At 35.0% G+C, this 13,462-nt stretch carries 11 protein-coding genes and 2 pseudogenes; 7 read left to right on the forward strand and 6 right to left on the reverse strand.

The window, feature by feature from the left end:
• A pseudogene (locus GQ593_RS03465) lies at positions 1 to 110 on the forward strand (IS5/IS1182 family transposase); the annotation flags it as partial.
• A gap of 334 nt (positions 111 to 444) precedes the next feature.
• Here GQ593_RS03465 and GQ593_RS03470 read toward each other — a convergent pair.
• From GQ593_RS03470 to plsB, 5 genes and pseudogenes are all read right to left on the reverse strand, one after another.
• A pseudogene (locus GQ593_RS03470) lies at positions 445 to 606 on the reverse strand (IS256 family transposase); the annotation flags it as partial.
• Between the two features lie 264 nt (positions 607 to 870).
• A complete protein-coding gene (locus tag GQ593_RS03475) occupies positions 871 to 1,179 on the reverse strand; it encodes a hypothetical protein (protein WP_202115362.1) in 309 nt (102 codons plus the stop codon).
• Between the two features lie 210 nt (positions 1,180 to 1,389).
• Entirely contained in the window at positions 1,390 to 1,875 is a 486-nt protein-coding gene (locus GQ593_RS03480) for a CPCC family cysteine-rich protein (RefSeq protein WP_160430645.1), read from the reverse strand.
• 95 nt (positions 1,876 to 1,970) lie between these two features.
• Entirely contained in the window at positions 1,971 to 2,489 is a 519-nt protein-coding gene (locus GQ593_RS03485; RefSeq protein ID WP_160430646.1) for an SMI1/KNR4 family protein, read from the reverse strand.
• A gap of 95 nt (positions 2,490 to 2,584) precedes the next feature.
• Positions 2,585 to 5,002 (reverse strand): glycerol-3-phosphate 1-O-acyltransferase PlsB, encoded by a 2,418-nt coding sequence (gene plsB / locus GQ593_RS03490; RefSeq protein WP_160430647.1) that lies wholly within the window; start codon positions 5,000 to 5,002, stop codon positions 2,585 to 2,587.
• A 436-nt stretch (positions 5,003 to 5,438) separates the two neighbouring features.
• Here plsB and dauA point away from each other — a divergent pair, with 436 nt between their 5' ends.
• Positions 5,439 to 7,112 (forward strand): C4-dicarboxylic acid transporter DauA, encoded by a 1,674-nt coding sequence (dauA, locus tag GQ593_RS03495; protein WP_160430648.1) that lies wholly within the window; start codon positions 5,439 to 5,441, stop codon positions 7,110 to 7,112.
• A 184-nt stretch (positions 7,113 to 7,296) separates the two neighbouring features.
• Positions 7,297 to 7,842 carry an HdeD family acid-resistance protein gene (locus GQ593_RS03500; protein ID WP_160430649.1) on the forward strand — a complete coding sequence of 182 codons (546 nt, stop codon included), beginning with the start codon at positions 7,297 to 7,299 and terminating at the stop codon, positions 7,840 to 7,842.
• Positions 7,843 to 7,970: 128 nt separating this feature from the next.
• On the opposite strand, the gene rsgA is transcribed toward GQ593_RS03500, so the two are convergent.
• Complete coding sequence (rsgA, locus tag GQ593_RS03505) at positions 7,971 to 8,999, reverse strand: small ribosomal subunit biogenesis GTPase RsgA (protein ID WP_160430650.1); 1,029 nt, start codon at positions 8,997 to 8,999, stop codon at positions 7,971 to 7,973.
• 79 nt (positions 9,000 to 9,078) lie between these two features.
• Between rsgA and orn the strand changes: the two genes are divergently transcribed.
• The 4 genes from orn (at position 9,079) to GQ593_RS03525 (ending at position 13,452) form a co-directional block, all read left to right on the forward strand.
• Positions 9,079 to 9,642: an oligoribonuclease gene (gene orn / locus GQ593_RS03510; protein ID WP_160430651.1), complete on the forward strand. Its 564-nt coding sequence runs from the start codon at positions 9,079 to 9,081 to the stop codon at positions 9,640 to 9,642.
• A gap of 5 nt (positions 9,643 to 9,647) precedes the next feature.
• Positions 9,648 to 10,919, forward strand: a complete 1,272-nt coding sequence (gene waaA / locus GQ593_RS03515) for a lipid IV(A) 3-deoxy-D-manno-octulosonic acid transferase (RefSeq protein WP_160430652.1) — start codon at positions 9,648 to 9,650, stop codon at positions 10,917 to 10,919.
• A 9-nt stretch (positions 10,920 to 10,928) separates the two neighbouring features.
• A complete protein-coding gene (gene hemH / locus GQ593_RS03520; RefSeq protein WP_160430653.1) occupies positions 10,929 to 11,924 on the forward strand; it encodes a ferrochelatase in 996 nt (331 codons plus the stop codon).
• A 196-nt stretch (positions 11,925 to 12,120) separates the two neighbouring features.
• Entirely contained in the window at positions 12,121 to 13,452 is a 1,332-nt protein-coding gene (locus GQ593_RS03525; protein WP_160430654.1) for a CoA-disulfide reductase, read from the forward strand.
• Positions 13,453 to 13,462 lie beyond the last annotated feature (10 nt).

Consider the following 13,462-nt stretch of genomic DNA (forward strand, 5'->3'; position numbering starts at 1 on the left):
GAATCAAGCAATATCGTTCAATATCAACTAGATACGATAAGTTAGAAAGGAATTATGCCAGTATGGTATCACTGGCATTTATGTTGATGTGGCTGCCAATGTATTGTTGAGCAATTTATGTACAGCAAAGATCAACAGCCCCTAATCAATAAGATAAAAATGTAGCTACACGATTAAATGGCTTATTAAAGGCTCTTAATGAACTCATTTCGTTCCGTAGGGATAGCAATTATTTGTGTTATTTACCATAATTTGAGAAATAACTGTCATGAAGTTTGCTTAGAATTAAAAAAACATTGGAAATAAATTAAGGCGGTAGAGTAAACACGATAATAAAACCTATCAAGATGAGATGCAACAAAGTGACACGAAACGTTTATTTTTTCTTCAAGATTGGTTTGTTCTTTTACCAAATTCTATAATAAATTGACTCGTTGCGTTTTTCTAGTTTTGGAACGACATAGTCCATTTTTTAGAAACTTGTTGTATCGCAAAATAGGTGACTTTTTTAACTGAATTATTGGTTGGGGAAACCTTATGATTCTTAATGGTATGACGAATAACACTATTTAAAGTTTCTATCGTATTGGCGGTATAAATTGCTTTCAAATTTTTTGTTATCGCTTTGTAGTCTTTCTAACTCACAAATTTCAAACTGCTTTATCTATCCCGTGGATAACAAGCTCTAAATATTTTTTTACTCATTAGGTCAGTTCAAAAAGAGTTAAATACACAAATTTATTTACAGGGTCAAGATGAAAGAAAACAGTAAACTTAGTTATGAAGTGTAAATAATCCAGCATTTTTTCCAATTAAATATTGCCATGATAAAGCTTTATTTAGGGATCTCTTTTGTTATTTAAAAAATAATTAAATTACCTCAACAGTTGCTACTTGTTTAGACCCCTCATAAATAATTATTTTAAACCCTTTATTGAGTAAATAACTGGGCGCAGTTTCCATTAAGAAATGAGCTTCTCCAAAACCTATTCTTTCGTGAGTATTAATGTTTTCATTATTTTTAACATTTATTACCAATGACCAACTTGTCATATCACCTTGCTTGTCTTTAAGCGGTTCAGTGATCGGATAGTATTTTGTATTTATGGGAAGCGTTTGTTTTCCACCTTGTTGTATAGATTGCCAATAAATTTTGACATTAACTGTCGAACGTTGCATTTTTAGATTCCTATTTAGTTATTTGTTATTCTGTTATTTTTCAATATGTGTACCAATTTATTTAAAGGGCTTCTTAATAATAAATTATCAAATTTTACTGAGTTATAAAGATTCTTTTTTGTTTAAAAAAGACAGATCTTACATACTCCATCGTAGGAGGACAATTTACATAGAAAATTACATTTGCTTTAATTTAAGCTTGGTTGGTGTCTACCTTCTTATAAATACATCACTAAATTGCTCAATCATTTCTTTTGTGACGATATTATTTTTATAATCTGTTAAGTAACTTTTGTTTAGTTTGCTATAACCATTTTTATCCAATTTATCCACCAGCCAATTGCAAACAGGGCATAGTTCAAAAATAGCATCTTCAGCGCTTTCGAACACCATAAATTGGCAACAAACACAAGTTACCCCTGATATTTCACTATCTGGATGATCAATAATCTTGATTTTATTTCCAGTAATTTGCTCGATTTTTGTTTCGAGATAACAATTTTTGAATAACGGTGAGGGTTTATAATTATCAAGAATATCATTATTAAATATTGCTTGTTTAGCATGCTCGCAAGATTGCTGGTTTATCATGCCATTTTCAAATAAATATGTTGTTCTAGCTTGTAAGCTTAAACTAAATAACGCATGATAACTTAAAAAATTGATAACCTCATCACGCAAAAAAGATATACACATAATATTGCTATGTCTCTATTAAGTTCATAGTTAAATGAACGCTATAGTGCTAATTACCTATTTAGCAAGAATATAATTATCACAAACGGTCATTTTTAGAAATAAATATAAAGCGCAATTGAAACAATAACCCAACTCCATATAAGAATATCTAGCTGGCGATTTTTCTTATATTTTTTGTCAAGAGATTGTAATAGCTCATCCAAAAATAAAATAAAACAGTTAAATGATTCAAATTGCAGTGTTAATTCTCGCTCTACGACTGACCAGTAGTAAATACAACCATTATCTTGAGGCCTTAATGAAAGCAGGTAACAATTCAAGTTTAGATCAGAAGCAAAAGGTAGCATATCTTGTAGCTGTGGAAAATCTCGCCTAAACTGCGCATAAATATTTTCTATTGTAAGGCCATATTTTATGCTAAAAAAATTAATCAAAAACTTGTCATCAACATAATTACTCATTTTACTATCAACTTGTATAAAAGTTCCTCCGTTAAATTGGCGGTAAAAGTTGATAAAATCATCGGGAATTTTATTCCCAACTAATTGACTAAATTCGTTGAGTTCTTCATCAGTTAATTGTTGTTGTGTTTCTTCGAGTTTCAATACCATTTGTTTTTTCTTTTCACCAAAACCGTATCAACTAAAAAGCATGACTTATTATTTTTTTATTTAATAGCTTCATCATGCACTTTTTATTATTTGAGTTATAAATTGATTTCGTCGATAGTTTGCATTACTCGTGCTGTAATTAAAGGCTTAAGTATTGTATTCATGGTTTCAATTTTTGCTAAGTTGGTATCATTCTGGTCGCCTAAATAACCTTGCTCTCGTAGTGATGCGACTAATGTTGAAAAGACACCTTTGTCGAAGAATTCTGGAGCATTAATACCATGCAAAACAGATAACCGTTCAGCAATGAGTCGCGCCTCTTTTTCTAGTGTCGCACGGCTAATCGTTGGATCTTTTTGCAATAAAGAAAATGCAATGGCATAACGTTGCAATGTATCTTTAGATGATGACGCAATTAACTGTAAATCCGACATTTTTAAATAATTCAATGTTAATTTATCTGGTGAATAGCTGATGAGGTTTAATTCGGCATACGTTTTAATAATTTTATTCACATATTCGGTAAGTTGTTCTGCATTATGATAAACAAATAGTTCTGATTTGATTAAAGGAAAAAGTAGTTTTACTTGTTCTAGCACTTCATCAGATGAAATTCGATTATGTTTGAGTAAAATTCTCGCCACGATAGCAGGAATAATCAGCAAATGCTGAATGTTATTTCGATAATAAGTCATTAAAACAGCTTGTTCGGAAGTAAGACCGACGATTTCGCCAGCTTCATCTGTTGTGATAACAAATTTCCCCATTTCTTTAGCATGTTCATACAATTCTTCTGGTGTTTGATCTGGAATAGTTATCAAATCTGAATAAGGAATACTTTTTAATAATTTTAACAAATGATCTATCTGTTCAATTAACCTAACTTTAGTTAGTGCTCGTTGATCTGCCGCTAATAATATTGAACAACATAAATTCATCGCGTTGATTGCCGCTGATGAATTAATATGCTCCATAATTTGCTTAGCAAGTAAGTTAGTTGTTGGTGTTAACCATTGTGGGCGTTGGGTGCCGGTTGGTTCGATAGCATCTCGCCATTCTGGTATATGTTGGTTCAAAAATTGGTTTAACGGTATCGGTTGACCAAAATTAACATAACCAAACCCCAATTTTTTTAGCTTTAAAAATGCTTTTATAGTACGCCATAAGCTCTCTTTTTCTTTTTTGGCTCCTCGTAATTCATTGGCATAGGTAGCAACTTCTAGTACATGCTCATAACCAATATAAACAGGCACAACAGTAATTGGTCTTGCATCACCACGTAATAATGTTTGAATTGTCATCATTAACATACCTGTTTTAGGATCGAGTAACCGACCGGTACGTGAGCGCCCACCTTCAACAAAATATTCAACAGCATAACCGCGGATAAAAAGTTCAGCTAAATATTCTCGAAAAACCGAAGTATAGAGTTTATTACCTCTGAATGAGCGGCGAATAAAAAATGCACCTAATCGCCTAAAAATAGGACCTGCGGGCCAAAAGTTCAAGTTAATGCCAGCTGCAATATGGGGCGGGACTAGTCCTTGTCGATAAAGCACATAAGATAATAACAAGTAGTCCATATGGCTACGGTGGCAAGGGGCATAGACAATTTCATGACCATTTTGCGCTAACTCACGAACAGGATCGGCATTTGTCACTTTTAACCCTTGATAAAGCCTATTCCACGCCCAAGTGAGGACAAAATCTGTAATTCTTAGCATACGATAAGAAAAATTAGCCGCAATTTCATTTAAAATGACTAATGCATTTTTTTTGGCTTTATCAAGACTCACATTTTTACTTTTGGCTTCTTCTTGTATGGCTTCAGAAAGTACTTGTTTCTTGAGTAAATTATTTAACATTGCTTGACGAACAGGAAGTTTAGGGCCAATTGAAGCCATGCGCTGTTTTGCAAAATGAATCCGTGCAACACGTGCTAATTTATGTGCTAAAACAGGAAGATCTTGCTGTTTATCCACATGAATATCTTTAAATGAAACCGTACGAGAAAAGCGCGTATAACAGTCTCTGCCTAACGTGATTATTTTAAAAAACTTACTGGTTGCACCAAGCACTTGTAGTGATAGCTTTCTTTTTCCTTCAGTATCGGGACGACGGCCAAACATCACCGAAACAGGTAACATTTGGATATCAAGATCATGATTTTGTTGATGTGCCGAAATATAATCTCTTAAAATTTCAATCGCTTTGTTTTTTTGTTGATTAGATGCAAAAATACCTGGCCCTTTATCAATATAGAGATAAGCAGGAATGTTTTTACCATTGATATCAATGCCAACTAGTGGATCAGGTAAATTATATTGTAAACAAAGAGAGCGAATTACCATCAAATCAATTTGAGAGTTGTAAGGTAACACATATAAAATTGGTCTGTCGGTATCAAGATCTAATTCTGTTATCGGATCGGTAGGAATCGGTTTACTTTTAACAAAAAGTTTGACCAAGATTTGGATAAGAAAAAAATAAACTTTAGTCCACCAAGAAAACATAAAAAATAAACCTCATACTTTTGCGTTACTGATCTACCTAACTAATTTTAACTGTTTAACCCATCAAGCAAACAAAAATAAAAGTTTTGTTTGTAAAGCTAGATAGTGTTTTTATGTATTAAAAAGAGCAATGAATTAAGTATATACTTGTTACCGTTTGATCGTTAACAAATTTGCACAATCTTTAGTCGATGTGATTTTAGGTAAATAAAAAAGCAGATTATAACGTTTTATTGCTATCAACGCCACGAATCTACTTGGCTTTTATCTTCACTATTGATCCTATAATATTGATTAGGTAATGATTTGATTAATCCTTACCGACATAAACGTCTTTACAAAAAGGTGTTTATTTTTATAACACCCTTTTATTTTTTGTAAAAAAGATTATCTTATTAGGCACCCAAGATAACTTCCCTCTAATTGATTAAAAACAATGAAATTATATGGCCTTTCTGGCACCAAAATTAGCTGTGCATTTATATCAGCATGTATAAGTACTCCTTATAACACAACTCGTTTTATCAAAGATCTAATAGCCGGAATTACCGTTGGTATTATTGCTATACCATTAGCAATGGCTCTTGCAATCGCTAGTGGTGTGCCACCACAGTATGGTCTATATACAGCAATTATAGCGGGCTTTGTGATTGCATTAACGGGGGGATCGCGTTTTAGTGTTTCTGGTCCTACTGCTGCATTTGTAGTGATTTTATATCCTGTATCATTACAATATGGATTATCTGGATTACTCGTTGCAACATTACTATCCGGTATATTTCTTGTATTAATGGGATTGATTCGATTAGGTCGATTAATCGAATATATTCCATTACCCGTGGTATTAGGGTTCACATCAGGTATTGCCATAACTATTGCCACCATGCAAATTAAAGATTTTTTTGGCTTGACGCTTGAGCATATGCCAGAAAGTTATATCGGAAAAGTTATTGAATTAACTAAAATGCTACCAACTATTAATATAGCTGATACCATAGTTGGTGTGGTAACACTGATGGTGTTAATTATATGGCCAAAGCTTAGCGTTAAAATATCAGGGCACTTACCCGCACTGGTTGCTGGTATTGCTGTCATGTTTATTTTTAATCAATTTGGCTATCAAATTGAAACGATTGGTTCACGATTTACCTATACGCTGGCTGATAATACAATAGGTCATGGTATACCCGCTGTACTGCCAAAATTCGTTTTACCTTGGCAGCATGCTGAGTTTAATTGGGATTGGTCAATACTCACAGCGCTATTACCAATTTCGCTAACCATGGCAATGTTATGCGCAATTGAATCACTACTGTGTGCTGTAGTATTAGATGAAATGACGCACACCAAACATCACTCAAATAGTGAGTTAATTGGTCAAGGTTTAGGAAATATTATTGCGCCCTTTTTTGGTGGTATTTCAGCAACTGCGGCTATCGCGCGGTCGGCTGCAAATGTCAAAGCTGGGGCCACATCGCCGATTGCTGCCGTTTTGCATTCACTCATTGTGTTACTTGCCCTAATTTGCTTTGCACCTGCATTATCATTTATCCCACTTTCGGCAATGGCTGCATTGTTACTTATCGTGGCATGGAATATGAGTGCGGTTCAACGGGTCATTTATATTATCAAATGTGCGCCAAAAGATGATATTTTAATTATGCTTATTTGCATGTCGCTAACAGTACTATTTGATATGGTGATTGCAATTACACTTGGAATTGTGCTTGCATCAATTCTATTTATGCGCCGTATTGCTCGAATGACTCGCTTAGTTGAGCTAAATCGTAGTGATGATAAAACTTTAGTGTTACGTATTAATGGACCACTGTTTTTTGCTGCTGCAGAACGTACATTCTTAGAAATCTATCAAAAGATTAATGGGTATGAACACATAGTGCTACAATGGGATGCAGTACCTATTCTTGATGCTGGTGGACTCAATGCTTTAATACATTTTATCGATGAACTACCTGAACATGTTGATCTATCAATTTGCGAATTACAATTTCAACCATTAAAAACATTAGCTCGCGCCAAAATTGTTCCAATTTCTAACAAGCTTATGTTCTATTCAACATTAGATGAAGCACTGAAAGATAAAGATTAATTCTAAAATTAGTTTTATTATATTTAATAATTTATATGCACAGTAATTATGTATAAAATTACTGTGCAATAAATTATGCCTTCACTACCTTTCTTTTCATTTACTAATCGCTGTTAACAGACTAAAGTCTTAACAGTGGTTTTAATTTGAAATCCAAAATTAACTCATAAAATAGGTAAATAACATGATATCTAACGAAAACAAGTTCCACGATCTTAAAGAAAAATCAAGCGGGTTTATTTTAGTCGGTGTTATTTTAATTGTATTAGGGTGCTTAGCATTAGGTTATCAGTTCATTGCAACCGTTTTTTCTATCTATTTTATTGGTGCATTAATTCTCATTGCAGGTATTGCTCAAGCACTACATTCTTTTAAAATAAAAAGTTTTGGTCAATCAGCATTATGGGCTGTGATGGGGATTTTATACATTTTTATTGGGTTAATGTCATTTGTCCAACCCGTTGCTGTTTCATCTGCCTTAACATTAGTGATGTCGTTCTTATTAATTATGGGTGGCTTTACCCAAATATTTGCGGCTATAAATAACCGCAATTTACCTCGTTGGGGATGGGTTTTAACTTCTGGAATTATTACATTAATTTTAGGATTTATGATTATTGCAGGTTGGCCGTATGACAGTCTTTGGATATTAGGTATGTTTTTAGGCATTGATCTTATCTTCCAAGGTTGGGCATATGTTGTTATCGGCTTTGCACTAAAAAATCGTTAATAACTAATATTTTTATTTTGCTACTCACAATTTAAATTTCACAGGTCGTGAGTAGCAACAAATTATATTCGAGCCTATCATCACTAAACCAACTAAAATTAAAATTTTTTAATTTTGTTTAAAGCTTATTATTTATAGCTTTTATTAGTTTTTGCCTTTACTTCTTGCATTGTCTGTAAAATTCGATGATAGTTATCTAACCTTGATTGAGCAATTTCACCCTCTTGCACGGCTTTTTGTAGTAAACATCCTGGTGTGTCAAGATGATTACAATCACGAAAGTGGCAACCACCTAAATAATTATTAAATTCTTTAAAACCACTAATCACTTGCTCCGGCTCTAAGTGCCATAAACCAAATTCACGGATCCCTGGTGAATCAATAATATCGCCGCCATTTGGTAAATGGTAAAGCTTTGATGAGGTTGTGGTGTGTTGACCAAGTCCTGATATTTCTGAAATACCTCCAGTCATCGCTGATTGTGATTGATCAGGTAACAGTAAATTAATAATGCTTGATTTACCCACACCAGATTGCCCAACTAAGATAGAAATCTTACCTTGCAAAGCATCTTGCAATACCGCAATACCTTGTTGATGCTGGCATGAAACATACAACACTTGATAACCAATTTTGGTATAAATAGCCAATTGTTTTTCAACTTCATTACGTTGCTCATTATTGAGTAAATCAATTTTGTTTAAAACAATAATGGGTTGTATATCAGTACTTTCACAAGCCACTAAATAGCGATCGATAATATTTAGTGATAGTTCTGGCAAGACAGCCGAAATAATCACGATTTGATCAACATTTGCGGCAACAGGTTTAACACCATCATAAAAATCAGGGCGAACAAGCTCAGAGTGCCGAGGATGAACCGCTTCAATGATGCCATTGGTGTTCGGCTCTAAACTTTCGCGCCACAAAACTTTATCACCAGTGACTAACGACGGTAATGTGCGCCGAATACTACAACGATAAATAAGACCAGCACTATCTTCGACATCAGCCGATTTACCAAAACGACTTATCACCACACCATCACGAGGGGATGAAAAATTTGATAGACTTTCATCTTGTTTTATAGCTAATCGTTGCTGGTGTTTTGCCGCTACGCGCCTTTTTTGATTTTGGGAGAGTTGATTTTTTGCCATAGCACTCATTTTTTACTAAAACAGATTGTCAGTTATGCTACACTACTGAGTATCAAAAAGAAAATTTCTATCGCAAATTATGAGCAAACAACCACAAATTAACAATAGTAATCTTATTTGGATCGATCTTGAAATGACAGGACTTAATCCAACCACTGATCGCATTATTGAAATTGCAACCATTGTTACCGATTCTAATTTAAATATCCTTGCTGAAGGACCGGTCATTGCCGTTCATCAATCTGATGAGCAATTAGCTTTAATGGATGAGTGGAATCAAAATACTCATGGCAAATCAGGACTCATTGAGCGTGTTCGTACAAGTACCATTAGCGAACAACAAGCCGAACAACAAACCATCGAATTTTTAAAACAATGGGTACCTGAAAACTGCTCACCGATTTGTGGTAATACTATTGGGCAAGATCGTCGTTTTTTATTTAACTATATGCCTAATTTAGAAAGTTATTTCCATTATCGTTATTTAGATGTCAGCACAATTAAAGAATTAGCTAAACGTTGGAAACCGGAAATACTAAAAGGAATTAGTAAACAGAGTTCGCACCAAGCGCTTGATGATATTCGTGATTCGATTGCCGAACTGGTTTATTACCGCGAGCACTTTTTTAATCTAACCAAATAATTAGCATGCAAATTTTATATACTGTTTTATTATATTTGATTCAACCCTTCGTTTGGCTAAGGCTACTTTGGCGCAGCTGTAAAGCGCCAGCTTATCGCAAGCGTTGGTTTGAACGCTATGGTTTTTGCCAAAATAAAGTTGAATCTAACGGTATTTTACTGCATGCTGTATCAGTGGGAGAAACGATTGCCGCTATCCCACTCATCAAAGCATTGCAACAACAATATCCTAATTTACCTATCACTGTGACCACTATGACGCCAACAGGCTCTGAGCGAGTGAAATCGTCATTCGGTGATAGCGTTCATCATGTCTATTTACCTTATGATTTGCCTTGCGCAATAAATCGTTTTTTAAAAACAACTCAGCCAAAATTAGTGATTATTATGGAAACTGAGCTTTGGCCTAATTTTATTTGTCAGTGTTACAAACGAAATATTCCGCTGATTCTTGCCAACGCCAGATTATCAGAACGATCAGCTAACCGATATCGCAAACTAGGACGCGCGATTAGCCATTTACTATCAAAAATTAGCACCGTTGCCGCACAAAATAAACAAGACGGAGAGCGTTTTGTGTCATTGGGTTTGCCAAGTGATCATCTAGCAATAACCGGCAGTATTAAATTTGATATTGATTTAACTACTCAACAGCAGCAAAAAATTGCAATGCTAAAACAACAGTGGCAATTAAACCGCCCTGTTTTTATTGCTGCAAGTACACATAGTGGCGAAGATGAAATCATCTTGTCTGCCTTTGAACGATTATTACAAACATACCCTAATTTGTTATTAATTCTTGTCCCCCGCCACCCTGAACGCTTTAAAACCGTCGAAAAATTAATTAATGACCGCGGGTTAAATTATATCAACCGCAGTAGCAACCAAGTTCCGACTAAACAAACACAAGTCATTTTGGGCGATACAATGGGCGAGTTAATAGAACTTTATGGCATGGCCGATATTACTTTTGTTGGTGGTAGTTTAGTCAAGCATGGTGGGCATAACCCATTAGAGCCAGCACTTCACCACATTCCAATCATTAGTGGCGAGCACTTTTTCAATTTTAAAGTTATTTGTGAACAGCTCATTTCAGCTAACGGAATGATCATTTGTACTAGCTCAGCAGACGCTCTTTATTCGGCGGTTAATACGCTTTTGGCAAATAAAAGTAATAGTCAGCAAATTGGTGAACAGGCATATCAAGTATTAAAACAAAATCAAGGGGCACTAAATCGGCTGCTTAACATTATCAACCATTATCTTTACTCTAAATAAGGATTGCTTGTGGAAAAAAAACAAGGTCTATTATTGGTTAATTTAGGCACGCCAAGTGCGGCAACGCCAGATGCAATAAAGCAGTATTTAACCGAGTTTTTGCTCGATCGGCATGTGGTTGATTTACCTAAGCTGTTTTGGTCTCCCATTTTAAAGTATATTGTAATACCTAAACGAGTACCTTATATTATTCACCATTACCAAAAAATTTGGATAAATAGCGCATCACCTTTATTACATTATAGCCAATTATTATGTGATAAGTTACAACGCCATTTACCTAATATCCAATGCGAATTAGCCATGACCTATGGCGAACCGGATATGCAATCTGCGTTGAACAAGCTTCAATCATGCTCAAAAATTACCGTATTACCACTCTTTCCACAGTATTCCACAACCACAACTCTGGCAGTACTTGACAAACTTAAACAAATTATCGCCTCTGATCAAATCATCGATAATATCTGCTATATTCGTGACTATGCTGATCATCCAAGTTATATTAACGCACTTTATTTACAAATTAAGCAGGCTTTTGAAGATCAAGGAGAGCCTGAAGTGCTCGTGCTTTCTTATCATGGTATTCCAGAGAGCTATATTCACAAACGAAAAGAGGATTATATTAAACGTTGTGAAATGACCACACAGTTATTAATCGAAAAATGTCGAGCAAATGGTATAAATCGACCAATCCAAATGGCGTACCAATCCAAATTTGGTAAAGGTAAATGGGTTACACCAAGTACCAGTGACACACTACAAACACTAGCGCAAAGTGGCGTTAAAAACGTGCACGTTATCTGCCCGGGTTTCTCGGTAGATTGTATTGAAACCCTTTATGAAATTGATGAAGAAAATCGAGAACTGTTTTTTAATGCAGGCGGAAAAACGTTTTATTATATTCCCGCATTAAATGAGAGCGACTTACAGATTAGTTTAATCATAGCGTTAATCAATCATACTCAACCGCTTACATTTAAAAATTTATACTCAAACACATAGTTTCCTGAAACTTTTTGACAAAAACCATTTGACTTAAAAAGATTATACAAAGGTTGATAATTGTTAACGTTCAAATGATTAAAATTTTAAATTAACAAATATTAATGCTAAATAGCTATCTATCTCCCCAATAATTTATGACGTATGATAGGATATTATTAATAATTGAGTATCTGAGCACTGAGGAGAAAATTAAGTGAAAATCATCATCATTGGCGCTCAAGCCGCAGGCGCAAGTGCTGCCGCAAAAGCCAAAAGAATGAACCCAGAGGCAACCATCCGTATTTATGAAAAATCGAATATTGTCTCGTTTGGCGCTTGTGGTTTACCCTATTTTATTGGTAACCATTTTACTGATGCCAATGAAATGATATCTCGAACACCAGAACAATTTCAAAAAGAGGGTATTGAAATTAAAACGTTACATGAAGTAATGGCGATTGATGTTAATCAAAAAAAATTAACCATTAAAGATCACAATACTGGTGATTGCTTTGATGACAACTACGATAAATTATTACTGGCGGTTGGCGCAAGTCCTATTATGCCGGCTTTTAAAAATGGTCAGCTAAAAAACATTTTTACATTACGTGATCTGCACGATGGATTAGCAATCAAACACGTATTATCAGACCAAAATACCCAAAATGTTATTGTTGTCGGTGCTGGCTATATTGGGCTTGAAATCGCTGAATCGCTGGTCGCCTTACAAAAAAAGGTTAAATTGATCCAATTGGATGACAGAATCCTTGTCGATGCGTTTGATGAACAAATTACCGACCTTATTGAAGAAAATATTAAACAACATTGCGACCTACACTTGCAAGAGCGAGTACTTGGCTTTGAAGGCTCACACAATGTCACGCATGTGATTACCGATAAAGGACGATATCTCGCTGATATGGTTATTATTGCAACGGGAGTAAAACCAAATAGTGATATCTATAAAGGTCTTAACATCAACACACTTGAAAATGGTGCCATAATCACTAACAGCTTAGGGCAAACCAATATTACCGATATTTATGCCGCTGGCGATTGCACCGCGCTTTACCATAAAGTGAGCCATTCAATGGTATATATCCCGCTCGCCACAGGAGCAAACAAGCTTGGCAAAATTGTAGGCGAAAATTTAAGTGGCGGACATGGTGAATATCCCGGCACGATTGGCACTTCAGCGTTAAAAGTTTTTGATATCGAAGCCGGGCGCACTGGTTTAACTGAAAACGAAGCCAAAAAAGCTGCAATCCCCTATAAAACTGTCATAGTTAAAGATAAAAATCACAGTAATTATGTTGCTGGACAAACAAGTGTAACAGCAAAACTTATTTATCATGCCGATACGCGCATGATTTTAGGTGGACAAATAGCCGGTGGGCAAGGTGCGGTATTAAGAGTGAACACGTTAGCAACCGCTATATGGGCGAATGTGAAAATTGATGAATTGGCCATGATGGATTTTCTGTATGCGCCACCTTTTTCCAGACCTTGGGATATTTTAAATATTGCCGGCTCAATCGCCAAATAAACAACATGAA

Origin of the sequence: Gilliamella sp. Pas-s25 (assembly GCF_009795885.1) — a bacterium.
Classification (GTDB): domain Bacteria; phylum Pseudomonadota; class Gammaproteobacteria; order Enterobacterales; family Orbaceae; genus Gilliamella.

Coding starts and splice junctions, on each gene's coding strand:
- GQ593_RS03475 (WP_202115362.1), bottom strand. CDS start 1,179: ATGCAACGTTCGACAGTTAATGTCAAAATTTATTGGCAATCTATACAA.
- GQ593_RS03480 (WP_160430645.1), bottom strand. CDS start 1,875: ATGTGTATATCTTTTTTGCGTGATGAGGTTATCAATTTTTTAAGTTAT.
- GQ593_RS03485 (WP_160430646.1), bottom strand. CDS start 2,489: ATGGTATTGAAACTCGAAGAAACACAACAACAATTAACTGATGAAGAA.
- plsB (WP_160430647.1), bottom strand. CDS start 5,002: ATGTTTTCTTGGTGGACTAAAGTTTATTTTTTTCTTATCCAAATCTTG.
- dauA (WP_160430648.1), top strand. CDS start 5,439: ATGAAATTATATGGCCTTTCTGGCACCAAAATTAGCTGTGCATTTATA.
- GQ593_RS03500 (WP_160430649.1), top strand. CDS start 7,297: ATGATATCTAACGAAAACAAGTTCCACGATCTTAAAGAAAAATCAAGC.
- rsgA (WP_160430650.1), bottom strand. CDS start 8,999: ATGGCAAAAAATCAACTCTCCCAAAATCAAAAAAGGCGCGTAGCGGCA.
- orn (WP_160430651.1), top strand. CDS start 9,079: ATGAGCAAACAACCACAAATTAACAATAGTAATCTTATTTGGATCGAT.
- waaA (WP_160430652.1), top strand. CDS start 9,648: ATGCAAATTTTATATACTGTTTTATTATATTTGATTCAACCCTTCGTT.